Origin of the sequence: Mixta sp. BE291, assembly GCF_031457955.1 — a bacterium.
GTDB lineage: Bacteria > Pseudomonadota > Gammaproteobacteria > Enterobacterales > Enterobacteriaceae > Mixta.
In genome coordinates, this window is record NZ_JAVDXN010000001.1 from 1,035,887 (window position 1) to 1,060,386 (window position 24,500).

The 24,500-nt window shown below is 54.7% G+C and carries 23 protein-coding genes and 1 other annotated feature; of the genes, 10 read left to right on the forward strand and 13 right to left on the reverse strand.

The features are described from left to right. Positions 1 to 95: 95 nt before the first annotated feature. Entirely contained in the window at positions 96 to 314 is a 219-nt protein-coding gene (osmB, locus tag J2X14_RS04840) for an osmotically-inducible lipoprotein OsmB (RefSeq protein ID WP_352410046.1), read from the forward strand. Between the two features lie 69 nt (positions 315 to 383). Here the strand turns inward: osmB and yciH are convergent, their stop codons facing one another. The 5 genes from yciH to pgpB all read right to left on the reverse strand — a co-directional run bounded on the left by yciH (position 384) and on the right by pgpB (position 4,061). Beyond that, on the reverse strand, positions 384 to 710 hold the full coding sequence (yciH, locus tag J2X14_RS04845) for a stress response translation initiation inhibitor YciH (protein WP_352410047.1): 327 nt from the start codon (positions 708 to 710) through the stop codon (positions 384 to 386). Next, positions 707 to 1,429 carry an orotidine-5'-phosphate decarboxylase gene (gene pyrF / locus J2X14_RS04850; RefSeq protein WP_352410048.1) on the reverse strand — a complete coding sequence of 241 codons (723 nt, stop codon included), beginning with the start codon at positions 1,427 to 1,429 and terminating at the stop codon, positions 707 to 709. Before pyrF ends, yciH begins: the two co-directional genes overlap by 4 nt. Before the next feature lie 236 nt (positions 1,430 to 1,665). After that, positions 1,666 to 2,835 (reverse strand): lipopolysaccharide assembly protein LapB, encoded by a 1,170-nt coding sequence (lapB, locus tag J2X14_RS04855; RefSeq protein ID WP_352410049.1) that lies wholly within the window; start codon positions 2,833 to 2,835, stop codon positions 1,666 to 1,668. A 6-nt stretch (positions 2,836 to 2,841) separates the two neighbouring features. Further along, positions 2,842 to 3,147 carry a LapA family protein gene (locus J2X14_RS04860; protein WP_352410050.1) on the reverse strand — a complete coding sequence of 102 codons (306 nt, stop codon included), beginning with the start codon at positions 3,145 to 3,147 and terminating at the stop codon, positions 2,842 to 2,844. Positions 3,148 to 3,290: 143 nt separating this feature from the next. After that, the gene (pgpB, locus tag J2X14_RS04865) at positions 3,291 to 4,061 is read right to left on the reverse strand and encodes a phosphatidylglycerophosphatase B (RefSeq protein WP_352410051.1); all 771 of its coding nucleotides are present in this window, start codon (positions 4,059 to 4,061) and stop codon (positions 3,291 to 3,293) included. A 233-nt stretch (positions 4,062 to 4,294) separates the two neighbouring features. Between pgpB and ribA the strand changes: the two genes are divergently transcribed. Further along, positions 4,295 to 4,888 (forward strand): GTP cyclohydrolase II, encoded by a 594-nt coding sequence (gene ribA / locus J2X14_RS04870; RefSeq protein WP_352410052.1) that lies wholly within the window; start codon positions 4,295 to 4,297, stop codon positions 4,886 to 4,888. 58 nt (positions 4,889 to 4,946) lie between these two features. Here the strand turns inward: ribA and acnA are convergent, their stop codons facing one another. The 4 genes from acnA to topA form a co-directional block, all read right to left on the reverse strand. Beyond that, positions 4,947 to 7,622 carry an aconitate hydratase AcnA gene (acnA, locus tag J2X14_RS04875; RefSeq protein WP_352410053.1) on the reverse strand — a complete coding sequence of 892 codons (2,676 nt, stop codon included), beginning with the start codon at positions 7,620 to 7,622 and terminating at the stop codon, positions 4,947 to 4,949. 501 nt (positions 7,623 to 8,123) lie between these two features. Next, the gene (locus tag J2X14_RS21000; protein WP_502889951.1) at positions 8,124 to 8,495 is read right to left on the reverse strand and encodes a YciX family protein; all 372 of its coding nucleotides are present in this window, start codon (positions 8,493 to 8,495) and stop codon (positions 8,124 to 8,126) included. 453 nt (positions 8,496 to 8,948) lie between these two features. After that, positions 8,949 to 9,923 carry an HTH-type transcriptional regulator CysB gene (cysB, locus tag J2X14_RS04890; protein ID WP_352410056.1) on the reverse strand — a complete coding sequence of 325 codons (975 nt, stop codon included), beginning with the start codon at positions 9,921 to 9,923 and terminating at the stop codon, positions 8,949 to 8,951. 273 nt (positions 9,924 to 10,196) lie between these two features. Next, positions 10,197 to 12,785 carry a type I DNA topoisomerase gene (gene topA / locus J2X14_RS04895; protein WP_352410057.1) on the reverse strand — a complete coding sequence of 863 codons (2,589 nt, stop codon included), beginning with the start codon at positions 12,783 to 12,785 and terminating at the stop codon, positions 10,197 to 10,199. Between the two features lie 404 nt (positions 12,786 to 13,189). Between topA and J2X14_RS04900 the strand changes: the two genes are divergently transcribed. Further along, positions 13,190 to 13,441, forward strand: a complete 252-nt coding sequence (locus tag J2X14_RS04900; RefSeq protein WP_352410058.1) for a DUF2498 family protein — start codon at positions 13,190 to 13,192, stop codon at positions 13,439 to 13,441. A gap of 27 nt (positions 13,442 to 13,468) precedes the next feature. Here the strand turns inward: J2X14_RS04900 and sohB are convergent, their stop codons facing one another. Then, positions 13,469 to 14,518: a protease SohB gene (sohB, locus tag J2X14_RS04905; protein WP_352410059.1), complete on the reverse strand. Its 1,050-nt coding sequence runs from the start codon at positions 14,516 to 14,518 to the stop codon at positions 13,469 to 13,471. A 192-nt stretch (positions 14,519 to 14,710) separates the two neighbouring features. Between sohB and J2X14_RS04910 the strand changes: the two genes are divergently transcribed. Both J2X14_RS04910 and cobO read left to right on the forward strand, forming a co-directional pair. Next, complete coding sequence (locus tag J2X14_RS04910) at positions 14,711 to 15,472, forward strand: YciK family oxidoreductase (RefSeq protein WP_352410060.1); 762 nt, start codon at positions 14,711 to 14,713, stop codon at positions 15,470 to 15,472. After that, positions 15,472 to 16,065, forward strand: a complete 594-nt coding sequence (gene cobO / locus J2X14_RS04915; protein WP_352410061.1) for a cob(I)yrinic acid a,c-diamide adenosyltransferase — start codon at positions 15,472 to 15,474, stop codon at positions 16,063 to 16,065. The genes J2X14_RS04910 and cobO overlap by 1 nt, the downstream gene beginning before the upstream one ends. A 50-nt stretch (positions 16,066 to 16,115) precedes the next feature. On the opposite strand, the gene rluB is transcribed toward cobO, so the two are convergent. Continuing rightward, positions 16,116 to 17,000, reverse strand: a complete 885-nt coding sequence (gene rluB / locus J2X14_RS04920; protein WP_352410062.1) for a 23S rRNA pseudouridine(2605) synthase RluB — start codon at positions 16,998 to 17,000, stop codon at positions 16,116 to 16,118. 528 nt (positions 17,001 to 17,528) lie between these two features. Here rluB and J2X14_RS04925 point away from each other — a divergent pair. Then, positions 17,529 to 18,158 carry a S1 family serine peptidase gene (locus tag J2X14_RS04925; RefSeq protein WP_502889968.1) on the forward strand — a complete coding sequence of 210 codons (630 nt, stop codon included), beginning with the start codon at positions 17,529 to 17,531 and terminating at the stop codon, positions 18,156 to 18,158. Between the two features lie 32 nt (positions 18,159 to 18,190). On the opposite strand, the gene J2X14_RS04930 is transcribed toward J2X14_RS04925, so the two are convergent. Together J2X14_RS04930 and rnm are read right to left on the reverse strand one after the other, a co-directional pair. Then, the gene (locus tag J2X14_RS04930) at positions 18,191 to 18,811 is read right to left on the reverse strand and encodes an L-threonylcarbamoyladenylate synthase (protein ID WP_352410064.1); all 621 of its coding nucleotides are present in this window, start codon (positions 18,809 to 18,811) and stop codon (positions 18,191 to 18,193) included. 13 nt (positions 18,812 to 18,824) lie between these two features. Continuing rightward, positions 18,825 to 19,709 (reverse strand): RNase RNM, encoded by an 885-nt coding sequence (gene rnm, locus J2X14_RS04935; protein ID WP_352410065.1) that lies wholly within the window; start codon positions 19,707 to 19,709, stop codon positions 18,825 to 18,827. Between the two features lie 148 nt (positions 19,710 to 19,857). Beyond that, positions 19,858 to 19,954: a sequence feature (Trp leader region), on the forward strand. Between the two features lie 23 nt (positions 19,955 to 19,977). On the opposite strand from rnm, the gene J2X14_RS04940 reads away from it, so the two are divergent. Genes J2X14_RS04940 through trpCF form a run of 4 tightly spaced genes read left to right on the forward strand, consistent with a single transcriptional unit; the run spans position 19,978 to position 24,493 of the window. Next, positions 19,978 to 21,540 carry an anthranilate synthase component 1 gene (locus J2X14_RS04940; RefSeq protein WP_352410066.1) on the forward strand — a complete coding sequence of 521 codons (1,563 nt, stop codon included), beginning with the start codon at positions 19,978 to 19,980 and terminating at the stop codon, positions 21,538 to 21,540. Continuing rightward, complete coding sequence (locus tag J2X14_RS04945) at positions 21,540 to 22,118, forward strand: glutamine amidotransferase-related protein (RefSeq protein ID WP_352410067.1); 579 nt, start codon at positions 21,540 to 21,542, stop codon at positions 22,116 to 22,118. Before J2X14_RS04940 ends, J2X14_RS04945 begins: the two co-directional genes overlap by 1 nt. 15 nt (positions 22,119 to 22,133) lie before the next feature. Continuing rightward, entirely contained in the window at positions 22,134 to 23,132 is a 999-nt protein-coding gene (trpD, locus tag J2X14_RS04950) for an anthranilate phosphoribosyltransferase (RefSeq protein ID WP_352410068.1), read from the forward strand. A gap of 2 nt (positions 23,133 to 23,134) precedes the next feature. Then, on the forward strand, positions 23,135 to 24,493 hold the full coding sequence (gene trpCF / locus J2X14_RS04955; RefSeq protein WP_352410069.1) for a bifunctional indole-3-glycerol-phosphate synthase TrpC/phosphoribosylanthranilate isomerase TrpF: 1,359 nt from the start codon (positions 23,135 to 23,137) through the stop codon (positions 24,491 to 24,493). Positions 24,494 to 24,500 lie beyond the last annotated feature (7 nt).

Consider the following 24,500-nt stretch of genomic DNA (forward strand, 5'->3'; position numbering starts at 1 on the left):
GATGCAAAATAAACGGTCAGCGAACCAGAGACGCGGAGTAACCCGACTATACTTAGAGGGTTTCCTCTGTGAGCAACAATAAAGGAGAAGTAATTATGACTAACAATGCAAAACGCATTTCCGCTACCGTGCTGGCTGCGGTTTTAGCCCTCTCATTAGCGGGCTGCAGCAACTGGTCTAAACGTGACCGCAACACAGCAATTGGTGCTGGCGCTGGCGCTATTGGTGGCTCTGTGCTGACCAACGGCAGTGGCCTGGGCACCATCGGCGGCGCGGCTGTCGGCGGGATCATTGGTCATCAGATCGACCGTTAATATAACTATAATTTAGGGCTACGCAGCGCATCTATACGACAAGGCCGTTCATTGAACGGCCTTGTTTTTTCACCCTCCGGCCAGTTTGACCTTCAGGCCTTTTGCTTCCAGTAAGCTTTTTATTTCGTCACGTTTATCGCCCTGGATCTCAATCAGGCCCTCTTTCGCCGCCCCGCCGCAGCCGCATTTTTTCTTTAGTTCCGCCGCCAGTTTGTTGAGCTCTGCCTCATCCAGATCCAGGCCACTGATAATACAAACGCCTTTGCCCTTGCGTCCGCTGGTCTGGCGCTGAATGCGCACGATGCCGTCGCCTTTCGGGCGTGGCGCTTTGGTTTCCGGCTGAGTAATGCGCCCACTGTCGGTGGAATAGACCAACGGATTATCTTTATGGCTCATGCACCCTCCTGCAGGGAAGTCAGAATAGCCTGTAGCGTAGCGGCCGGATCGGCCGATTGGGTGATCGGGCGTCCGATTACCATATAATCAACGCCCGCCTGCTGTGCCTGCTGCGGCGTCATAATCCGGCGCTGGTCGCCCGCCTCGCTGCCAACGGGACGAATGCCCGGCGTAACCAGTTTGAAGTCTGCGCCAAACTGTTGCTTAAAGGCTGCGGCTTCGTGGGCAGAGCAAACCACGCCATCCAGCCCGCACTGTTGCGTCAGGCGCGCCAGGCGCGCGGCGTGTTCTGCTGGCGTCGCGGTAATGCCCAAATCGTGTAGATCGGCGGCCTCCATACTGGTCAGTACGGTTACCGCGATCAGCAGCGGCGCATCTTTGCCGAAAGGCATTAACGCTTCACGGGCGGCATTCATCATACGCGCCCCGCCGCTGGCGTGAACGTTTACCATCCAAACGCCCAGCTCGGCGGCGGCGGCAACGGCATGCGCGGCGGTGTTGGGAATATCATGAAATTTTAGATCGAGGAATACCTCAAAACCACGCTGATGCAGCTCACGAACAAACTGCGGTCCGAAAAGCGTGAACATCTCTTTACCGACCTTTAAGCGGCAGCTGGTGGGATCGATGCCCTCGACAAAGGCCAGCGCGCGGTTACGGTCAGCGTAATCAAGCGCGATAAGAACGGGCGAATCAATTCGGTTTTGAGGCTGAGACATCTCTATTCCTTCAACAATAGGGCACCGCATGGCGCATGAGAAAACGCCAGGTATTCTACCTGCCGCAGGCGGCGGAAAACAGCTTTAACCTGCCGCATTCACCGTCATAATCCACCTGCCTGGCGAGCTATGCACCGTGGTTAAGGCGATTGCCTGTGTGCTTAATCAAAAGTATGTTGTAACTAAATAATAGCAAAGTAACCCACTGTTAAACAGATTGCGCCAACGGGATGACGCTATTGACCATCCAGCCCGCGTATCGGCTTCACGGTTGACCATGCGCGGCATGAAGGACAATGCCAGTAAAGCGCATGGGCGGTAAAACCGCATTTCTGGCAGCGGTAACGCGGCTTGGTGCGGATCTGCTCGCCAACCATATCACGCAGCACCATCAGGCTCTCTTTGGCACGGCCATCTTCCGCCTCGTGCAGGTGGAAATCCATCAGGCGGTGGAAAACGCGCATGGTGGGATGTCGCTGCAGCTGGCGGTTGATATAGACCTGCGCCACGTCTGCGCCCTGCTCGCGTTCCAGAATATCCGCCAGGTAAAGCTCCGCCAGCGCGCCGGTGTTCTCTTCCACACAGCGGCGCAGATAATCAGCCCAGATAAGCGGCTGTTCCAGCTGTTGATAACAGGTTTCCAGCATATCCAGCGTTTCGCTGACCAGCTCTTTATCCTGCTCAATCACGCGCTGCAGGTGGCTGGCGGCGCGGGCGTAATCGCCTTTCGCCATAAAGATACGCCCCATCATGATAGAGACGCGCGCGCTCTGGCGGTCGGCTGCTTCGCCTTTTTTCAGCAGGTTAAACGCGCGGTCCAGATCGTCGCTGCCCATTGCCAGCAGCGCCAGCTCGCAGTAAAAATGCGCGATTTCCATCTGATGGCGGCTTTTGCCCAGCTTAACCAGCCTCTCCGCCATATCTATCGCTTTCTGCCATTCGCTGGTGGCCTGATAGATGGTCAGCAACTGTTGCAGCGCGCTAAGTCGAAAGTCCGTTTCGTCAGTGAGCTGTTCAAACATCTCTTCAGCGCGATCGTATAACCCGGCCGCCATATAATCGCGGCCTAGCTGCTGCACCGCCAGCAGACGCTGCTCATAGCTCAGAGAGGCGCTTTCCATCAGTGACTGGTGGATACGTATCGCCCGATCCACCTCCCCGCGTGAGCGGAACAGATTACCCAGCGTCAGGTGCGCTTCCACCGTCCCGCTGTCCTCTTTCAGCATATCCAGGAAAAGATCGACCGCTTTGTCCTGCTGGTTCGAAAGCAGGAAGTTTACGCCGGTCACATAGTCGCGTGACAGACGATTAGCCTCTTGCTGCTTATCCTGTTGCGCACTTCTGCGCCCCATGTACCAGCCATAGGCAGCGGCCACGGGCAGTAACAGAAACAGCAGTTCCAACATCAGGCGTTATTCCTTGACGACGGGCGTTTGTGACGGGGTTACGTTTTCAGTCTGAACGTTTTGCTGGTGCAGACGCTTGAGTTTACGCTGCGCGTTAGCCAGTGAGACGCGAACGCGTAGCCAGAAAAGCCCACAAATTGCCCAACCCAGCACAAACCCTGCGCCAAACAGCGACGCCAGTAAGGTGGAGATGCGGTATTCACCCTGCGCAATCAGAAAGTTAAATGAGACAACCTGGTCATTATGCGCGCCAAGCGTCACAGAGATGATGAATATCACCAGAACCAGTAAAAAGATCAGTAAATATTTCACGTTTCGTCCTGTAATTCGGTGTAAGCCAAAGGATTATGCCAAAAATGTTATAAGGATGCTTGCTGAGATAACGGGTAAAAGCGCTATCTCAGCAAAAATCTGTTTTTCCAGTCAGGTTATGGGGGCAAAACGCCGCTTTGCAATCATGATTCTTTATCCTGTTCGCGTTGGGCGATCTCCTGATGCTCATCGGGCGGAATCGTCAGCGGGCCGCAAACGCGCTGCGCCAGCCAACAAGCCAGCGTTACCAGCAGCCAGCTGATCCATGTTGCCACCAGCAGATCGCGCGGCCAGTGCATGCCTAACAGCACGCGGCTCCCCATTACCGCCACGGCCCATATCATCAGAATCGTCACGGTCTTGCGGTGACGGCGCGGCCACAGTAGCCCTACGCCCAGCAGCGCCCAGCTGGCGGCAAACATCGTATGTCCCGATGGAAAGGCGAAGCCCGTTTCAAACGCCCAGTGACGCTTCAGCCACTGTGGAATATGGTCATCATCCGCCACCAGCTGCTCAACCATCTGGCCGCGCGCCTGGCGATCCAGCTGGTAAAACGCATCGCCAGGAATGCCGTGGGTTTTCTCCAGCCACAGCACGTAGGGGCGCGGCTCCTGCACCCGCGCTTTGATAAAGGATTTGGTATATTGCCCGGCCAGAATCGCGGCGATCATAATCACCAGCAGAAACAGCGCAGGCTTTAAGCGAAAGCGCAGACACCATAAAAACCAGGCGCATAAGATAGCGCTGGTGAGGATCCCCCACGGGCGCGTCACCGTCTCGGTCATCCAGAACAGCAAACGTAGCCCAAATCCGCTGCCGCCCGGCTGCCATTGCCAGTCGGCAAGCCACATCAGTAGCGGCAGAACCGAGAGTAACAGAGCGCCAAAGGCGGTGCGTTTTGCTATTTCCAGCATGCGGCTTCCTTGTGATTAATAAACGTTTACGCGGATAGCGTTTAATAATAGCTTATAAATGAATAACATAAGCAAGATTAGTTAGATAATTGTGCGTTATTACATTAATCGTCGTGACGTATTACCCGTACGCAGACGGGTTATGGCAAAATAGACGCCATGATTTTGGTCAAGTTGACCAACAAGGCGCTATCTTGATGATAGCGCAACCTAAGATGGTTCTGGAGAGTCACATGCAGCTTAAACGGGTGGCAGAAGCTAAACTGCCTACGCCCTGGGGTGATTTCCTCATGGTGGGATTCGAAGAATTGGCTACCGGCCACGACCACGTGGCGCTGGTATTTGGTGATATTAATAACAATGAAGCCGTGCTGGCGCGCGTGCATTCTGAATGCCTGACCGGCGATGCGCTGTTCAGCCTGCGCTGCGATTGTGGTTTTCAGCTGGAGGCGGCGCTGAATGCTATCGCTGAAGAAGGCCGCGGCGTGCTGCTCTATCATCGTCAGGAAGGCCGCAATATCGGCCTGTTAAACAAGATCCGCGCCTATGCGCTACAGGATAAAGGCTACGATACCGTTGAAGCGAATCACCATCTGGGATTTGCGGCAGACGAGCGCGATTTCACGCTCTGCGCCGATATGTTTAAGCTACTGGGCGTGGATGAAGTGCGGTTGCTGACCAACAATCCGCGTAAGGTAGAGATTCTGAGCGAAGCCGGGATCAATATCGTCGAGCGCGTTCCGCTGATCGTGGGACGTAACCCGGAAAACGCCCATTATCTGGATACCAAAGCGGAAAAGATGGGCCATCTGCTGCCTAAATCCTGATAACGACGCCGGACAGGCAGGCGGTTCGCTTACGCGTTTCCTGCCTGCCCGGCGCTGGTTAGTTCAGCATATTACGAATCACATAATGTAATATCCCGTCGTTCTGATAGTAGGTCAGTTCATTACCGGTATCGATACGACAGCGTGTCGCCAGCACTTCCCTGCTGCCATCCGGCCGCGTTAGAGTGACATTTACCGTGCCGCCTGGGGTTAAATCCGCCAGGTTTTCAATATCAATCAGCTCATCGCCGCTCAGGTTTAACGTTTTGCGCGTTACGCCCTGCGGAAACTCCAGCGGTAAAATGCCCATGCCGATCAGGTTGGAACGGTGAATACGCTCGAAGGATTCACAAATCACTACCCGAATGCCCAGCAGGCGCGGCCCTTTTGCCGCCCAGTCACGGCTGGAGCCAGAGCCATACTCTTTACCGGCGATCACTGCCAGCGGCGTTCCCTGCTGCTGATAAACCATCGCGGCGTCATAGATCGACAGCTGCTCGCCGTTCGGCACCACGCGCGTCATGCCGCCTTCAACACCGGGCACCATCTCGTTGCGAATACGAATATTGGCGAAGGTGCCGCGCATCATCACTTCATGGTTGCCGCGCCTTGAACCGTAGGAGTTAAAATCAGTGCGCTCGACGCCACGCTCCAGCAGATAACGCCCCGCGGGGCTTTCCGCCTTGATGCTACCCGCCGGGGAGATATGGTCAGTGGTGACCGAATCGCCCAGCATCGCCAGAATGCGCGCGCCTTTGATATCCTCTACCGGCTTCGGCGTTTTTTCCATATCGTCAAAGAACGGCGACAGCCGGATATAGGTAGAGCCTTCATCCCAGTCATAGGTAGCCGCTTCGCTGACTTTGATCTGCTGCCACTCAGGCGTGCCGTCAAACACCTCGGCATACTCTTTGTGGAACATATCGCTGGAAACCTGCTGTACCGCAGCGGTGATTTCATCAGGCGTAGGCCAGATATCCTTTAAATAGACCGGCTGCCCCGCTTTGTCTTCGCCGAGCGGCTCGCTTTGCAGATTGATATTCATATTGCCCGCCAGCGCATAGGCGACAACCAGCGGCGGCGAAGCCAGCCAGTTGGTTTTGATCAGCGGATGAATACGGCCCTCAAAGTTACGGTTGCCTGAAAGTACGGCCCCCACCGTTAAATCGCCCTCTTTGATCGCGTTTTCGATATTTTCCGGCAGCGGCCCGGAGTTACCAATACAGGTGGCGCAGCCGTAGCCCACCAGGTTAAAGCCCAGCCGATCAAGGTACGGCGTCAGGCGCGCGGTAGCGAGATAATCCGAGACCACTTTTGATCCTGGCGCCAGCGAGGCTTTTACCCACGGCTGGCGCTGTAGGCCACGTTCAACCGCATTCTTTGCCAGCAGACCGGCGGCCATCAGCACGCTTGGGTTAGAGGTATTGGTACAGGAAGTAATGGCGGCAATAGCGACCGCACCATCGGTTAACTCCAGTTCCTGCTCGCCGTCATGATAGGTAACGGCATGATGATCTTTTTGCGCGCGGTTCACTTCCAGTTCATTACTTTGCTGAAAGGCCTGCGGCACGTCGCCCAGCGAGACGCGATCCTGCGGACGTTTTGGACCGGCAAGGCTGGCTTCAACTTCACTCATATCCAGCGCCAGCGAACTGGTAAAGATCGGCTCCTCGCCCGGATTGCGCCATAAACCCTGGGCTTTAGCATAGGCTTCCACCAGCGCCGCCTGTTCGCTGCTGCGACCGGTGAGCTTCATATAGCCAATGGTAACGTGGTCAACGGGGAAGAAACCGCAGGTCGCGCCATACTCTGGCGCCATATTGGCGATGGTCGCGCGATCCGCCAGCGGCAAATCGTCCAGTCCATCGCCATAGAATTCAACGAATTTCCCGACCACGCCGTGCTTACGCAGCATTTGCGTCACCGTCAGCACCAGGTCAGTGGCGGTAATGCCTGCACGCAGTTTTCCCGTTAACTTGAATCCCACCACGTCGGGAATCAGCATCGAGACCGGCTGCCCCAGCATCGCCGCTTCCGCTTCAATGCCGCCAACGCCCCACCCCAGCACGCCAAGGCCGTTGATCATAGTGGTATGCGAGTCGGTGCCGACCAGCGTATCAGGGTAAGCGACACGCTTGCCGTCCTGCTCTTCATGCCAGACAGCCTTTCCTAAATATTCCAGGTTCACCTGGTGACAAATCCCGGTGCCCGGCGGCACAACGCGGAATTTATCGAAAGCTTTTTGCCCCCAGCGCAGAAAAACGTAACGTTCATGGTTACGTTCCATCTCCAGCCGGACGTTTTCTTCAAAAGCGTTATCGTCACCAAAGCGGTCAACGGTAACGGAATGGTCGATAACCAGATCTACCGGCGAAAGCGGATTCACTTTCGCCACATCGCCGCCCAGACATTTTACCGCTTCACGCATCGCCGCCAAATCAACCACCGCCGGTACGCCGGTAAAGTCCTGCATCAGCACGCGCGCGGGACGGTAAGCAATTTCACGATCGGCATGTGCGCTTTTTTGCCAGTCGGCCAGCGCCTGAATATCATCAGTCGTCACGGAGCTTTCATCCTGCCAGCGCAGCAGGTTTTCCAGTAATACTTTCAGGGATTTAGGTAGACGGGAGAGATCGCCCAGCTGTTCAGCGGCACGTGGAAGACTATAAAAATGATAGTGTTGCCCATCGACGTCCAGCGTGTCCTGACTTTTATCTCGCAGGGATAACGACATAGCTCCTCCTTTTTATAATACGCGTAATAACCCGATGCTTAACAAGGTCTGTGTTAAACATAGTACAAACTGTGATTAACGTTTTGATAACAACACAAATCGACACATGATGGGTTATCGCTGAATGGCAGGAGGAACAGCAGCGGGGCCAGAAAAGCAAAACGCCCCGCTGAAAACAGACGAGGCGCTAAGACGGAAAGAGAGTGAGAGCAGTAACTTATTGCATTAATAGCCAGGCTGCTGCAATCCAGACTAATAAAGAATAGGCGGAAGCGCTAAACAACGGAAACAGAGTAATATTCATTAGGCACCCTCTCAGGTCGATTTCTGACCAATAATCACTGAATAACGAATCTATTAAAAGCGGAAATAGATTCTACCGAATGCTGTAATTGGTTAAATTTATCGGGCAGCTAGCGCGCCCCGATCGGTTTGCCGATCAACAGAAAAGCAAAATGAATACTTATTATATTTTTTCGGGCAAATGCGAATAATTATGATTTATTTATTATTACTATCGAGCATTAATTCAATAAAACTGCGTTGCGCATCATTAAGGCTCCAGGATTCCGGGATGGTCACTTTTTCCTGAGCTTTGGATTTGCAGCTGGTCGTTTTTAATTTGCGGACCGGCTGCGTTTTAAGCGGCATTGCTTGTTCCCACATAATTAACTCCAGATCTGCCAAATCATTAAGGCAACAACTGTCCAGAACAGGCCACACGCTGCAAACACTGCCAACCAGGCTTTGCGACGGATGCTGCTGCCACTCTTTGCCACTTTCGGGGCATTGTCCTGTACGCCAGGTTGTATTGAAATTCTCATAGCCATAGTTTTTGATAATCACTCTCAGTAAAACGATTGATAAGTTCAATCAGCTTTTAGGAGAAATCCTAAACATTTTAAGACCAAAAATCCAGCTATTTTTGTTGAGTTCAACGATAAGTGTAATTTATCGTTCGTTGAATTTCATATTAGCAAAACTTAACTTCCTTGCCCGTCGATAATCTCTCCTTAACTCAAATAACCTGCCGAAAATAACTAACCGATCCAGTTAATACCTGATAAAAAATTTCTGATCCCTTACTGGCTGCTGTTACGGGTTCGGTTTAACTTGAGTATGGGAATTGTCCTGGCGGTGCGCAAAATTCCCCGACTGAAAGTGTGTACTGTTTCTCATTTAATTAATAACAATTAAAAAACATGTGATGAATGTTTCATTTACAGAAAAATGATCCTAAAGATTTCAAAATTTGTGCAATTGGCTGGTATTAAAGAGAAAAGGCCGCAAGCGCGGCCTTATTACCCTTCTTTATTTGTGGTTATTTTATTTAAACGGTAAACGGATATCTTTAAACATCGCTTCGATATCTTCATTTGAGCGTAATGCTACCGCGGTATCAACCACGTCACGCGTTAAGTGGGGCGCAAAACGCTGAATGAAATCATACATATAGCTACGCAGGAAGGTGCTGCGGCGAAAACCGATTTTAGTGGTGCTGTTAGTGAAAACATCAGCAGCTTCAATACGTACTAAATCGGGATCGGCCACCGGGTCAACCGCCATGCTGGCAATGACGCCTACCCCCAGCCCAAGCCGCACATAGGTTTTAATCACATCGGCATCGGTGGCGGTAAAGACGATACGCGGCGTCAGACCGGCGCGGTTGAATGCCGTATCCAGTTCGGAGCGGCCGGTAAAGCCAAAGGTGTAGGTAACCAGCGGATATTCCGCCAGCTCCTCAATCGTTACCTCGCTTTTGCCCGCCAGCGGATGATCGGGTGTTACCACAATGGCACGGTTCCAGTGATAGCAAGGCAGCATGATAAGGTCGTCATACAGATGCAGCGCCTCGGTGGCGATGGCGAAATCGGCGTTGCCTTTGGACACCGCTTCAGCAATTTGCGTCGGCGATCCCTGATGCATATGCAACGAGACGCGTGGGTAACGCTCAATAAAGCCTTTAATCACGCCCGGAAGCGCATAGCGCGCCTGAGTATGCGTGGTGGCAACATAGAGGGAACCTTTGTCCGGCCAGGTATGCTCGCCCGCGACCGCTTTAATGGCTTCAACTTTTGACAGCACTTCACGTGCAATGCGAATAATCTCTTCACCGGCAGGCGTAACCTGCGTCAGATGTTTACCGCTGCGGGCAAAAATCTGGATGCCCAGTTCATCCTCCAGCATACGCACCTGCTTACTGATGCCCGGCTGCGAGGTATAAAGCCCTTCCGCCGTTGATGAGACATTCAGATTATGATTAACCACTTCTACGATGTAACGCAGCTGTTGCAATTTCATAGTTATGCATCCGGATTTAGTCACGCACTAAACCCGCGCGCAGTCCGGGAAGTTCTCGGGAAAAGGCGCATGGCGGGCGAGTTATAGCGATAGGAAGTTTCAGAAATAACGCTATAACGACTATAACATTTTTGCGCCTGATGTATAGCTTTTAGCTATAAGCAAACCAAAAGAAAAGGCCAGTCAAAGACTGGCCTGGCCGTTCGCCTAAATTTTTCTACTGTTTGACGCTTTCTTTTTATCAGCGTCAGCTAACAGTGATAAAAACGTGGCTTATTTTTCCGTTACGCGCCACTCGCCATCCACATAAAACGCTGACCAGCCGGTGGCTTTGCCCTCTTTCTCAGAGCTGACATACTGCTGTTTGGTTTTACGACTAAAGCGCACCAGCGTTTTATTTCCCTGATCGTCAGCCACGGGCGCATCAGCAAGATAGCGCAGCTTCTCCGGCAGTCGATCGCGGAAGCGTAGCAGCTCTTCCACCAGCGGCGCGCGGGTTTCGCGTGATTTCGGGAAAGTATTGGCCGCCAGGAACACGCCTGCCGCACCATCACGCAGAACAAAGTAAGCGTCTGATTTCTCACATTGCAGCTCAGGTAACGGCACCGGATCTTCTTTCGGCGGCGCGACTTCGCCATTGCGTAATATCTTGCGCGTATTTTTACAGTCGTCGTTGGTACAGGCCATGTATTTACCAAAGCGCCCCATTTTCAGGTGCATTTCAGAACCACATTTCTCGCACTCAACAATCGGGCCGTCATAGCCTTTGATACGGAATTCGCCCTGCTCGATCTCATAACCGTCACAGCTGGGGTTGTTACCGCACACGTGTAGCTTACGGTGATTATCGATCAGGTAGCTGTCCATCGCTGTGCCGCACTTTTGACAGCGACGGCGCGCACGCAAGGCGTTGGTTTCTGCATCATCGCCTTCCAGAATATTGAGAACTTCATTTTCCGGAATCAGATTGATGGTCTGCTTACAACGCTCTTTTGGCGGTAAAGCGTAGCCGGAACAGCCAAGGAAGACGCCGGTGCTGGCGGTACGAATCCCCATTTCACGCCCACAGGTCGGGCAATCAATGGAAGTCAGCACCATCGGGTTCGGCTGCATGCCGCCCTCTTCCGGATCTTTTTCCGCCTGATCCAGCTGCTTGCTGAAATCGGCAAAGAAATCATCCAGAACCGCTTTCCACTCCGCCTGATCGTTGGCGACCTGGTCGAGGTTATCTTCCATATGCGCGGTAAAGTCGTAGCTCATCAGGTCGCGGAAATTCTCTTCCAGCCTGTCGGTTACGATTTCACCCATTTTTTCCGCATAGAAGCGGCGGCTTTCCACGCGCACATAGCCGCGATCCTGGATGGTAGAGATAATCGACGCATAGGTAGAGGGACGACCAATACCGCGTTTTTCCAGTTCGCGCACCAGCGAAGCCTCACTGAAACGCGCCGGTGGTTTGGTAAAGTGCTGGCTTGGGTTGAGCTGTTGCAAACTCAACTCATCGCCAATCTCAATGGCAGGCAGAATACGATCTTCATCGCCTTTACGCAGCGCTGGCATCACTTTGGTCCAGCCGTCAAAACGCAGGATGCGCCCTTTGGCTTTCAGTTTGAAATCCCCCGCCGCTACCGTCAGCGTGGTGGAGTCATACTGCGCTGGCATCATCTGACAGGCAACGAACTGGCGCCAGATCAGCTGATACAGCTTCTGGGCGTCCGCTTCCATATCTTTCAGCTGTTCAGCCTGGATATTAACGTCAGAGGGACGGATCGCCTCGTGCGCCTCTTGAGAGTTCTCTTTGCTGGCATAGGCGTTGGCCGTTTTCGGCAGGTATTTATCGCCAAAGCTGGACTCAATATAGCCGCGCGCCATCGCCACCGCATCCTGGCTCAGGTTGGTGGAGTCGGTACGCATATAGGTAATATGGCCCGCTTCATACAACCGCTGCGCCAGCGCCATGGTTCTTTTCACGCCAAAGCTGAGACGGGTGCTGGCCGCCTGTTGCAGCGTGGAAGTAATAAAAGGCGCGCCTGGTTTGCTGCTGGTCGGTCGGTCTTCACGATCTTCCACGCGAAAACGCGCGTTTTCCAGCAGGCTTACTGCTGCCTGAGTCTGTTCTTTATTAACCGGTCGGAACGGTTTTTCACCCTGATGGGTGACCTGCATCGGCAAATCACTGCCTTTTGGCGTGGTGAGATCGGCGCTAAGCTCCCAATACTCTTCCGGCACAAAAGCTTTGATTTCACGTTCGCGCTCCACCACCAGCCGCACCGCAACCGACTGTACGCGTCCGGCGGAAAGCCCACGCGCAATTTTTTTCCACAGCAGCGGCGAAACCATATAGCCCACAACGCGATCCATAAAGCGGCGCGCCTGCTGTGCGTTAACGCGTTCGATATTCAGCTCGCCCGGCTTGTCGAACGCCTGACGAATCGCATTTTTGGTAATTTCGTTAAAAACCACGCGGCTAAAGCGCTTATCATCGCCGCCGATCACTTCCCGCAGGTGCCAGGCGATGGCTTCCCCTTCACGGTCAAGGTCGGTTGCGAGATAGATATGATCGGCTTCCTGCGCCAGCGTTTTCAGTTCAGCGACGACTTTCTCTTTACCGGGCAAAATTTGATAATCAGCTTTCCAGCCGTGCCACGGATCGACGCCCATACGGTTAACCAGCGCCGTCTTTTCATCTTTCTTCACTTTCTTGGCTGGTTTAGCGTCAGCGCTCTTTTTCACCGTCGAGCCACTGGTCGGCAAATCACGTATATGACCCACGCTGGACTTAACCACGTAGTCTTTACCGAGATATTTATTAATCGTTTTGGCCTTTGCCGGGGACTCGACTATTACGAGAGCTTTACCCATATTTACCTTTACCTGATGAATACGTCCGAATGTAATGATGGCGCTTTCCAGCGTTGCCAGTCCGCGTGTCAGCCTGGTATGAGCGCCTCAGAAACAATTCAACCTTGCCTGATTTTAAGCAGCAACCTAATTTAAGACAGCTTATCGTACTGATTAGAGGACGATTTTAGCCGGAATACGACGCTCGTTGCTGCCTGCGTAAAGCCATTTTTACGCCCGGACACTGAAACGCCCACACTGTACCTGATAAAATCTGATACGCAACCTAATTAGCATCTCACCTGGTTTTACGCCACTTTTGCCGCTTTTTTGCCCCACCAGAATAGCGCGGGTTAATTTGCGGTCAGGGGTAACAGGCCAGTAATATAGAAGAGAATAGTCATCTGTCAAAACAGGATTAAATAATGAACGCACCAACGGTCGCACTTTCCCGCGAAGAAATACTCGAAAAAGCCAATGCGCTAATCCGCGAACATGACGATTATTTTGCCGGCATCAGCGCCAGCGCAGTGGAACAAAAAGGTTCGCTGCTGATTTTTCGCGGCGACTATTTTCTTGATGAAAATGGACTGCCCACGGCCAAAAGCACGGCGGTTTTCAACATATTTAAAGCGCTGACGGTGGCGCTCTCAGAGAAATATCACCTGGCCGATTAACGCCCGGCCTGACCGGGCGCTAATGGTTTACAGCAGCGGCTTATCGCCACGCTGCCACAGCTTCAGCAGCTGACGCGCCGCGCTATCAGCGGCGCTTTGCGTAAAGCGATCCATCAGTTTTTTGCGGCGCGTGTAACGCACGCTGACCACGTTAAACTGTGCCATGCGATCGATGATAATATCGTCGCTGGTGCCGATGCCATCAATCAGCTGTTTCTCCAGCGCCTGGCTGCCGTACCAGTGCTCACCGGTCGCAACCCGATCGATATCTAATACCGGGCGCATTTGCTGCACAAACTGTTTAAACAGCAAATGCGTTTCATTCAGATCTTCGCGGAATTTATTGCGGCCCTGCTCGGTATTTTCGCCAAACAGCGTCAGCGTGCGCTTATATTCACCCGCGGTATGCAGCTCCACATCAATATTGTTGCGCTTCAGCAGACGATTGAAATTAGGCACCTGCGCGACCACGCCAATCGATCCAATAATAGCGAAAGGCGCGGCGATAATATGATCAGCCACACAGGCCATCATATAACCGCCGCTGGCGGCGACTTTATCCACCGCAACCGTTAAACGGATATTTTTTTCACGCAGACGTTGCAACTGCGAAGCCGCCAGCCCGTAGCCATGCACCACGCCGCCTGGGCTTTCCAGCCGCAGCAGCACTTCGTCCTGCTCACGCGCTACCGCCAGCACGGCGGAAACCTCTTCCCGCAGCGAGATGACTTCACCGGCATCCATGCTGCCCTTAAAGTCCAGCACGTACAGCACCGGTTTCTTTTCAGCAGACGGCAGGCCCTGCTTCGCGCGCTGTTTAGCACTCTTCGCTTCCTGTTTCTGCTGCTTTTTTTCCGCTTTATGACGCAGCTTTTGCTCATGTGACGGCAACAGTGCCAGCAGCATCGCCTGCTTCATTTCCCGATAGCGCTCGTTAAGCTGCGTCACCTGCAGCTGCCCGCTTTGTCCGCGCTTGCGTTGCGTAATGTTAACCAAAATCAGGGCAATCGCCGCAACAGCCACCACCACCGTAACCACTTTCGCTAAAAACAGTGCATAGAAAAACAGTAAATCCATTCTATCCGCCTTTGTTAAGGTCCTTTCTGAAACCTGGTAGTGTAGCCGAGTCGGCCTGGCTCGTCGCCTGTAAAGCGGCCCGCCGCCGGGAAATGGGCGCTGCGACGTTGAATTGAAAATATTTTTCAGGCATAACTCCCCCTAAGATCTTCTCAGCCCCGCGCTGAACCATTACTCGCCGAGGAAGACGTTTTGCATTATCAACCGAAAAGCGATCTGCTTGATCATCGAATTATCCTTATCACCGGGGCCAGCGACGGAATTGGCCGTGAAGCTGCGCTCACCTATACACGCTACGGCGCGCAGGTTATTTTGCTGGGCCGCAATGCAGAAAAGCTACAGCGCGTCTGCGATGAAATCAGCGCGCTGGGCAAAGCGGCGCCGCTAATGCATGTTCTCGATCTGGAATCGGTGACGCCGGAAAGCTGCCAACAGTTCGCCAGCGAACTGGCGCAGCAGGTGCCGCGTCTGGATGGCGTGCTGCACAACGCCGGGCTGCTGGGCGAAATCGTGCCGCTTGCCGATCTCGCGCCTGACATCTGGCAGCAGGTGATGCGCGTTAATGTCGATGCCACCTTTTTTCTGACCCAGGCGCTGTTGCCGCTGCTGCTGCAAGCAGAGGCGGGCTCGCTGGTGTTTACCAGCTCCAGCGTAGGCCGCGTAGGCCGTTCCGGCTGGGGCGCTTACGCTGTTTCAAAGTTTGCCACCGAAGGCATGATGCAAGTGCTGGCCGAGGAGTATAAAAACCGTAACTTGCGGGTGAACTGCATCAATCCTGGCGGAACACGCACCAAAATGCGCGCCAGCGCTTTCCCGGAAGAGGATGCGGGCAGGCTGAAAACGCCAGCGGAAATTATGCCGATTTATCTTTACCTGATGGGCGATGACAGTCGCCGCAAAACCGGCATCAGCTTTGATGCGCAGCCGGGTCGTAAACCAGGGCCAGCAGAATAATGGCCGCGGACGATCGTCACCAGCAGCGGCAGCAGCGCCTGAAAGAACAGGTAGATGCGCGCATCAAAGCCGCCAACGAAACCCGCGGCATTTTGATGGTGTTTACCGGCAACGGCAAAGGGAAAACCACCGCCGCCTTTGGCACCGCGACGCGCGCGGTAGGCCATCAAAAAAAGGTCGGGGTGATCCAGTTTATTAAAGGCGAGTGGCCGAACGGTGAGCGTAACCTGCTGGAAGCACACGGCGTGGAATTTCAGGTGATGGCCACCGGCTTCACCTGGGAAACGCAGGATCGCGCCGCCGATACCGCCGCCTGCCTTGCCGTCTGGCAGCATGGGCTGCGTATGCTGCAGGACCCAACGCTCGATTTGGTGATTCTGGATGAAATCACCTACATGCTCAGCTTTGATTATCTACCGCTGGCAGAGGTTATCGCGGCGCTACAGCAGCGCCCCGCCCACCAAAGCGTGATTATTACCGGACGCGGCTGTCATCGCGATATTCTGGAACTGGCGGACACGGTCAGCGAAATGCGGCCGGTTAAGCACGCGTTTGATGCAGGTATTCAGGCGCAACAGGGCATTGACTGGTAGCAATAAAAAAGGCATCCCCAGGGATGCCTTTTTATCCATCAACGTGGCGATTAACCGCGTTTAGGGCTTTCGCCGCGCTTGGCCGGACGGCGATTGCCGCTCACCTGCGTATGACGCTTCACCGCGCGACGGATCTGGTTCGCTTTGGTGCGACGGCGATCTTTTTCTACCGGCACTTTGCTAATGGTTTCCGGCGGCAGCTCTACCAGCTCACGCAGATAGTTAACCGGCTGCAAATCCAGCTCGGTCCAGCCGCCACGCGGCAGCCCCTTCGGTAAATTAATATCGCCGTAGCGTACGCGAATCAGGCGACTCACCTGAACGCCAACCGCTTCCCACAGACGACGCACTTCACGGTTACGCCCTTCGGTCAGGGTAACGTTATACCACTGGTTGATGCCTTCGCCGCCGGTGAACTTCAGAGTACGGAACGAGGCCGGGCCATCTTCCAGCTGTACGCCGAGGCTTAGCTGGCGAATTTTCGCATCATCAACCTGGCCAAATACGCGCACGGCATATTCACGCTCGACTTCACGGCTGGGATGCATTAAACGGTTAGCCAGTTCACCATCGGTGGTAAACAGCATCAGGCCGCAGGTATTTACATCCAGACGCCCAACGGCAATCCAGCGCGCGCCGCGCAGACGCGGCAGACGATCAAACACCGTCGGACGCCCTTCCGGATCGTTGCGGGTGCAGAGTTCACCTTCCGGCTTATAGTAAGCCAGCACGCGACAAACCTGCTGATTGGATTCACTGACAGAAACGACATGCCCATCGATACGGATTTTTACCGTGGCGTTGGGTTCGATGCGATCGCCTAACGTCGCCAGTTTGCCGTCCACGCTGATGCGACCGGCAGAAATCATTGCTTCTATTTCACGACGCGAACCATGCCCGGCCCGCGCCAATACTTTTTGTAACTTTTCGCTCATTGAGCTGCCTCACTGTCGCCTTCACAGGCGTCGTTTATTGCTTCTGTCACGGCGTGGCGAGCCATGACCTGAAAAGGGGGTTTGCCCTGAATACGCCTTTTTTACGGCGGCCCGGTGCAATGTGGCCGCATAGTATACATGAAGTTTACTGACTTGCCTGAGTTTCCTGCACTGGAGTTTTCCGTGGCGCTGCCGATAAGGTTAAGTGCGATCCTGATGTTTTTTTCACCGCCCGTTACGCTTTCTGCCCGCGGCGATGTCACAGGCGCAAAGCGGACTTTACTTGCTGAACTTTACCCTGCTTAACGCTGCGGTAAAATCAGCGCCGCTGATAACAACGTAATGAACGGTTTCGTCAGTAAACCGTCTTGCCGTAAACAGTTTGCTGTTTATTTAAAAATATTTTGCTTTAAACAATAAACGAGCCGGCTAACCGCCGGTATTAACCGCCGATAACTGGCGATTAACTTGTATGCCGCAAAATCTTCACCAGGGATTTAAAGGCATACTCAAATGGTTTTAACGACAATGAAAATGAACGCTTTATTGGCAGCCACGGCGATGCTGTTGCTGTCAGGCTGCTCCGTGGGTAAATATGAATACAGCCGCGAGGCGATGAAACGTGTTGATATGAATTTCACCGGCATTCCGACCGTTTTAGGATTGGGTACGCTGGGCACCAGTATCCCCCTGACGCCTGAATACAGTTTAACCGCCGCGCACGTGGCTAAATATTCCGTGCAGCGGGTTAAGGCCTGGCATCCTTATTGCGATCTGGCGGTGGTGTATCATAAAAACGAGATGAAAACGCTGCCGGTGTTTCGCCCCAGCCGCGTAGGCGATAGCGTAAAAATGTACGGCTACAGCTTTATCTCCGCTATGCCGGTCGCCTCCAGCGGCGTGAATCTGGCGCGTACGGCGATCCGCAACAGCTGGAATAAAGCGCCCTGTATGGCGATGGCCTCTAACGCAGGCGTGGTGCAAGGCATGTCCGGCGGCGCGGTATACAATGCGGATGATACCATTGGCGGGGTGATTATTGGCTACAGCAAAGCGATCAAAAACCGGCGTAGCAACAAGGTGATTCTGAAGGATGTTTCCCTTTACCTGCCCTACGCCGATTTTAAAGCCTGGCTGGATGCCGCAATCGCTTCCTGATGGATTGACCGGCGTCCAGCGCCGGTCAGGTTTCAGCGAAAAGGCCGGGTATCGCCAACGCCTTCACGAATCACTTCCGGCGTATCGCTGGTTAAATCAACCACCGTGGTCGGCTGCTGTCCCAGCGTGCCGCCATCAATAATCAGATCCACCAGCTTGCCGATACGATCGGAAATCTCTTCCGGGTCCGACTCGGTAAAATCATTGCCCGGCAGCATTAATGAGGTCGACATCATCGGCTCGTTTAATGTTTCCAGCAGCGCCAGCGCTACCGGATTCGAGGGCACGCGCAAACCAATGGTTTTACGCTTGTCGTTCATTAAACGACGCGGCACCTCTTTGGTTCCTTTCAGAATAAAGGTGTAGTTGCCCGGCGTATTATTTTTAATCAACCGAAACGCGCTGTTATCCACATGGGCGTAGGTCGACAGCTCAGAGAGATCGCGGCACACCAGCGTAAAATTATGGTTGCCGTCCAGCTGACGAATACGGCAGATACGCTCCATGGCGTTTTTATCTTCCAGCCGACAGCCCAGCGCATAGCCCGAATCGGTGGGATAGACAATCACGCCGCCTTTGTTCAGCGCATCAACCGCCTGGCTAATCAGGCGCGGTTGGGGATTGTCGGGATGAATATGAAACATCTGACTCATAGCTAACCTCTTATCACCTCTCCGCAGCGGGCATTAACGCGGGAAAGCGGGTCCACACGGCTTCTACGCCGCCCGGCAGCCACAGCTTTTTACCCAGCTCAATCCACGGACAGGGTTGATGAAAATCGGAGCCCTGCGACGCCGCCAGTTGATATTCCTGTGCGTAGTGTCCCAGTTGGCTGCGTTCGTTTGGCGGTTGTTGGCACTGCGCCACTTCCATGGCGTCGCCGCCGATCTCGGCGAAATGGGCAATCAGGCGTTTCAGCCATTTGGCCGATAAACCGTAACGTCCCGGGTGCGCCAATACCGCATAACCGCCGGAATGATGAATAGCATCAACGGCTTGTTTAATTGTACACCATTGTGGCGGTACGTAGCCGGTTTTGCCGCGCGCCAGATAATGTTTGAAAACCTGGGCCATATTGCTGGCTTTTCCCTGGGCGATCAGCCAGCGGGCGAAATGACCGCGCGTAATCGCTCCGCCATCGGCTAATGCCAGCGCCCCTTCCAGCGCGCCAGGGAGCTGCGCCTTTTCCAGCCGTTCAGCCATTAACCTGGCGCGCGCCAGGCGGCACGCGCTCTGTCCGGCGAGAAATTCCACCATCAACGGATGAGCGGGATCGATACCCAGTCCGACAATGTGAATTTCATGATTTTCCCAGAGCGTGGAGGCTTCAACGCCATCGATCAGATGCAGCGGCAGCGCGTGCTGGCTAATCGCTTCGCGGGCGGCGGCCAGGCCAGCCACGCTATCGTGATCGGTAATCGCCAGTACGCCAACGCGCATCTCAACGGCGCGCAGCACCAGTTCCTGCGGGGATAACAAACCATCCGACGCGCGGGTGTGGCTGTGAAGATCGTAAATGGGAAAGGCGCTTATCGGCGTGGTTGCGGTCAAAATAACTCCTGAAAAACATAAAACGACGCTGCATCATAACGGATTAAGCGTGATATAAAAAAGTATTGACAACCCACCACCGAACTAGTTAACTAGTACACAAGTTCACACGGGGGTATCCATGATGATGTTTAAGCATAAATTGACAACAGGATGGTGGCGCGCTTCTGCTGAAGGGCGATGATGTCACGCATCTGGATGAATCACATGCTGATACCTGAGCCCGCCGATGCGGGCTTTTTTTTGAGCGATTTTTAGAGAACCGATTATGTTGAATGCGAAACCTGGATTGAAAGTGATTACCGGCTCGGCCCCCTATCGTGAAGATCCCGCTGCGGTTTTTCATCAGCTGTGCGGCGCACGCCCGGCTACGCTGCTGCTGGAATCGGCGGATATTGACAGCAAACGTAATTTAAAAAGCCTGCTGATTGTTGACAGCGCGCTGCGCATCACCGCCCTGGGCAACAGCGTAACCGTGCAGGCGCTTTCGGAAAATGGCCGTCAGCTGCTGCCGCTGCTGGATGGTGCGCTGCCTGCCGAGGTCAGCAACCAGCACCGCCCCGATGGCCGTGAACTGCTGTTTCCGCAGCCTGGCGCCAATCAGGATGAAGATTCGCGACTGAAATCCCTTTCCGTGTTTGATGCGCTGCGTCTGATTGTGCAGCTGGTTGATGCGCCGCAGGATGAACGTGAGTCGATGCTGCTGGGCGGCCTGTTCGCCTACGATTTAGTGGCGGGTTTTGAGCCGCTACCTGAGTTACGCAACGAGCAGCGCTGCCCTGATTTCTGCTTCTATCTGGCCGAGACGCTGCTGGTACTCGATCATCAACATCAGCGTGCGCGGCTACAGGCCAGTCTGTTTGCGCCTTCGACCGATGAGTTCCAACGCTTACAGCGCCGCATTCATCAGCTGCATGAGCAGATGTTGCAGCCTGCCCAGCCGCTGCCGGTACAGCGTGTAGAACAGATGACCCTGAGCTGTAGCCAGAGCGATGAAGAATATTGCGATGTGGTGAGCAACATGCAGCAGGCGATTCGTATCGGCGAAATTTTCCAGGTGGTGCCGTCGCGTCGTTTCTCGCTGCCCTGCCCGTCGCCGCTGGCAGCTTATGAAACGCTGAAAAACAACAACCCCAGCCCCTACATGTTTTTTATGCAGGACCGCGATTTTACGCTATTCGGCGCCTCGCCGGAAAGCTCGCTGAAATATGACGCCGCCTCGCGCCAGATTGAGATCTACCCGATTGCCGGTTCGCGTCCGCGTGGTCGCCATGCCGATGGTTCGCTGGATCGCGATTTAGACAGCCGTATTGAGCTGGAGATGCGTACCGATCATAAAGAGCTGGCAGAGCATCTGATGCTGGTTGATTTGGCCCGCAACGATCTGGCGCGCATCTGCGAACCGGGCAGCCGTTACGTCGCCGACCTGACCAAGGTCGATCGCTATACCTTTATTATGCATTTGGTCTCCCGCGTGGTGGGCACACTGCGTCAGGACCTGGATGTGCTGCACGCGTATCGCGCCTGTATGAATATGGGCACCCTTAGCGGCGCGCCGAAAGTACGCGCCATGCAGCTGATTGCCGGCGCGGAAGGCACGCGGCGTGGCGTTTATGGCGGTGCGGTCGGCTATTTCACCGCCAGCGGCGATCTCGATACCTGCATTGTTATCCGCTCAGCCTACGTTGAAGATGGCATCGCCACCGTTCAGGCGGGCGCAGGCGTGGTGCTGGATTCCCAGCCGCAGGCCGAAGCGGATGAGAGCCGCAATAAAGCGCGCGCCGTGCTGCGCGCCATCGCCACCGCCCATCATTGCCAGGAGACATTCTAATGGCTGATATTTTGCTGCTCGATAATATCGACTCCTTTACCTACAACCTGGTCGATCAGCTGCGCACCTTTGGTCATCGCGTGGTGATTTATCGTAATACCGTTCCGGCCGACACCTTAATTGAGCGTCTGCAACAGATGGAAAACCCGGTGCTGATGCTGTCGCCCGGCCCCGGTGCGCCAGCCGACGCGGGCTGTATGCCAGCGCTACTGGCGCGTCTGCGCGGCCATCTGCCGATTATCGGTATTTGCCTTGGGCATCAGGCGATTATCGAAGCTTATGGCGGTCACGTAGGCCAGGCGGGCGAAATTCTGCATGGCAAAGCCTCCGCAGTGACCCACGATAATCAGGCGATGTTTGCCGGACTGAGTAATCCGCTGCCGGTGGCGCGCTATCACTCGCTGGTGGGCAGCAATACGCCTGACGAGCTGGCGATCAACGCCACTTTCAACGACATGGTGATGGCGGTGCGTCACGATGGCGACCGGGTATGCGGTTTTCAGTTTCACCCGGAATCCATTCTGACCACGCAGGGCGCGCGCCTGCTGGAACAAACTCTGGCCTGGGCGCTGGCATAAGCAAAGGAGAAAAGGATGCAACATATTCTGGAGAAGCTTTATCAGGCGCAGACCCTGACGCGCAGCGAAAGCCATCAGCTGTTCAGCGCCATCATTACCGGTCAGCTGGAGCCAACGCAGCTGGCGGCGGCGCTGATTGCGATGAAAGTCCGCGGCGAACGCCCGGAGGAGATCGCCGGAGCCGCATCGGCCCTGCTGGCAGATGCGCGCCCGTTCCCGCGTCCTGACTACGCCTTTGCCGATATTGTCGGCACCGGCGGCGACGGCAGCAACAGCATTAATATCTCTACCGCCAGCGCTTTTGTCGCCGCGACCTGCGGCCTGAAGGTGGCGAAACATGGTAACCGCAGCGTTTCCAGCAAGTCCGGCTCGTCCGATCTGCTGGCCGCGTTTGGCATCAGCCTTGATTTACCGGCTGAACAGGCGCGTCAGGCGCTGGACGATCTTAACGTCTGCTTTCTGTTTGCGCCGCAGTATCACACCGGCTTTCGCCATGCGATGCCGGTACGTCAGCAGCTGAAAAGCCGCACGCTGTTTAATGTGCTGGGGCCGCTGATTAATCCGGCGCGCCCGCCGCTGGCGGTGATTGGCGTTTACAGTCCGGAACTGGTGTTGCCGATTGCGGAAACGTTACGGGTACTGGGTTATCAGCGTGCCGCCGTGGTTCATGGCGGCGGCATGGACGAAGTGGCGATTCACAGCGCCACCCAGGTAGCGGAGCTGCGCGACGGCGACATTACCAGCTATCAGCTGACGCCAGACGATTTCGGTCTGCCTTACCATACGAAAGCGTCGCTGGCGGGCGGCACGCCGGAAGAAAACCGTGACATTCTGACGCAATTGCTCCAGGGTAAAGGCGAGCTGGCACACCAGCATGCGGTGGCGGTAAATGTGGCTATGTTATTGAAAATTTTCGGCAATGAAGATTTACGCGACAATGCCCAGCGGGCGCTGCAAGCGATAGCGAGCGGTCAGGCATATGAGCGCGTAGTCGCGCTGGCAGCAAGAGGCTAGAGATGCAAACCGTATTGAATGAGATCGTTCGCGATAAAGCGCTGTGGATAGAAAACCGCAAAAAAACGCAGCCGCTGGCTTCTTTTCAGCAGCAGCTGGTGCCCGCAACGCGCAGTTTTTACCATGCGCTGCAGGGTGCCCGCACCGCCTTTATTCTGGAGTGCAAAAAAGCGTCGCCATCCAAAGGCGTGATCCGCGCCGATTTCGATCCGGTGGCGATTGCCGAAGTGTATAAAGATTACGCCTCGGCGGTTTCGGTACTCACCGATGAGCGCTATTTTCAGGGCAGCTTCGATTACCTGCCGCTGGTCAGCGCGTCGGTTACCCAGCCGGTGCTGTGCAAAGATTTTATTATCGACCCCTGGCAGATTTATCTGGCGCGCTTTTATCAGGCCGACGCGGTATTGTTGATGCTTTCCGTGCTGGATGATGAGCAATATCGCCAGCTGGCGGCGGTCGCGCATAGCCTGCAAATGGGTATTCTGACCGAAGTCAGTAACGAAGCGGAGCTGGAGCGCGCGCTGGCACTGGGCGCTAAAGTCGTAGGCATTAATAACCGTGACCTGCGCGATCTCTCTGTGGACCTGGATCGTACTCGCCAGCTGGCGCCGCGTCTCGGTCATGGCGTGACGGTAATCAGCGAATCCGGCATTGGCAGCTATGCGCAAGTGCGTGAGCTAAGCCGCTTTGCCAATGGTTTTTTAATCGGCTCCGCCTTGATGAGTGAAGCAGATTTGCATCAGGCGGTACGGCGCGTGCTGCTTGGTGATAACAAAGTGTGCGGCCTGACCCGACCGGAAGATGCCCGGGCGGCTTACCAGGCAGGCGCGGTGTATGGCGGACTCATCTTCGCGCAAGGATCGCCGCGTCATATCGATATCGCGCAGGCGCAAAACATTATCGCCGCGGCCGCGTTACGCTATGTTGGCGTGTTCCGCAATGCAGCAATTAGTGACGTTGTCACCACCAGCCAGACGTTAGCGCTAAGCGCCGTTCAGCTGCACGGCAGCGAGGACCAGACCTATATTGATGCGCTACGCGCTGAACTGCCGCCTGAGACCGCTATCTGGAAAGCGCTCAGCGTCAGCGACGAGCTTCCGGCGCGCGATCTGCGGCAGGTTGATCGCTACGTGCTGGATAACGGCGCTGGCGGCAGCGGTCAGCGGTTCGACTGGTCGCTGCTCGCCGGGCAACCGCTGGATAATGTGCTGCTGGCGGGCGGCCTGAGCGCAGATAACTGCGTCTTGGCCGCGCAGCTGGGCTGTGCCGGGCTCGATTTTAACTCCGGCGTCGAAAGCGCGCCGGGCATCAAGGATGCCGACAAGATCGCCGCCGTGTTTCAAACGCTGCGCGCCTACTGACAGCAAA

Coding starts and splice junctions, on each gene's coding strand:
- osmB (WP_352410046.1), top strand. CDS start 96: ATGACTAACAATGCAAAACGCATTTCCGCTACCGTGCTGGCTGCGGTT.
- yciH (WP_352410047.1), bottom strand. CDS start 710: ATGAGCCATAAAGATAATCCGTTGGTCTATTCCACCGACAGTGGGCGC.
- pyrF (WP_352410048.1), bottom strand. CDS start 1,429: ATGTCTCAGCCTCAAAACCGAATTGATTCGCCCGTTCTTATCGCGCTT.
- lapB (WP_352410049.1), bottom strand. CDS start 2,835: ATGTTGGAACTGCTGTTTCTGTTACTGCCCGTGGCCGCTGCCTATGGC.
- pgpB (WP_352410051.1), bottom strand. CDS start 4,061: ATGCTGGAAATAGCAAAACGCACCGCCTTTGGCGCTCTGTTACTCTCG.
- ribA (WP_352410052.1), top strand. CDS start 4,295: ATGCAGCTTAAACGGGTGGCAGAAGCTAAACTGCCTACGCCCTGGGGT.
- acnA (WP_352410053.1), bottom strand. CDS start 7,622: ATGTCGTTATCCCTGCGAGATAAAAGTCAGGACACGCTGGACGTCGAT.
- cysB (WP_352410056.1), bottom strand. CDS start 9,923: ATGAAATTGCAACAGCTGCGTTACATCGTAGAAGTGGTTAATCATAAT.
- topA (WP_352410057.1), bottom strand. CDS start 12,785: ATGGGTAAAGCTCTCGTAATAGTCGAGTCCCCGGCAAAGGCCAAAACG.
- J2X14_RS04900 (WP_352410058.1), top strand. CDS start 13,190: ATGAACGCACCAACGGTCGCACTTTCCCGCGAAGAAATACTCGAAAAA.
- sohB (WP_352410059.1), bottom strand. CDS start 14,518: ATGGATTTACTGTTTTTCTATGCACTGTTTTTAGCGAAAGTGGTTACG.
- cobO (WP_352410061.1), top strand. CDS start 15,472: ATGGCCGCGGACGATCGTCACCAGCAGCGGCAGCAGCGCCTGAAAGAA.
- rluB (WP_352410062.1), bottom strand. CDS start 17,000: ATGAGCGAAAAGTTACAAAAAGTATTGGCGCGGGCCGGGCATGGTTCG.
- J2X14_RS04925 (WP_502889968.1), top strand. CDS start 17,529: ATGAAAATGAACGCTTTATTGGCAGCCACGGCGATGCTGTTGCTGTCA.
- J2X14_RS04930 (WP_352410064.1), bottom strand. CDS start 18,811: ATGAGTCAGATGTTTCATATTCATCCCGACAATCCCCAACCGCGCCTG.
- J2X14_RS04940 (WP_352410066.1), top strand. CDS start 19,978: ATGTTGAATGCGAAACCTGGATTGAAAGTGATTACCGGCTCGGCCCCC.
- J2X14_RS04945 (WP_352410067.1), top strand. CDS start 21,540: ATGGCTGATATTTTGCTGCTCGATAATATCGACTCCTTTACCTACAAC.
- trpD (WP_352410068.1), top strand. CDS start 22,134: ATGCAACATATTCTGGAGAAGCTTTATCAGGCGCAGACCCTGACGCGC.
- trpCF (WP_352410069.1), top strand. CDS start 23,135: ATGCAAACCGTATTGAATGAGATCGTTCGCGATAAAGCGCTGTGGATA.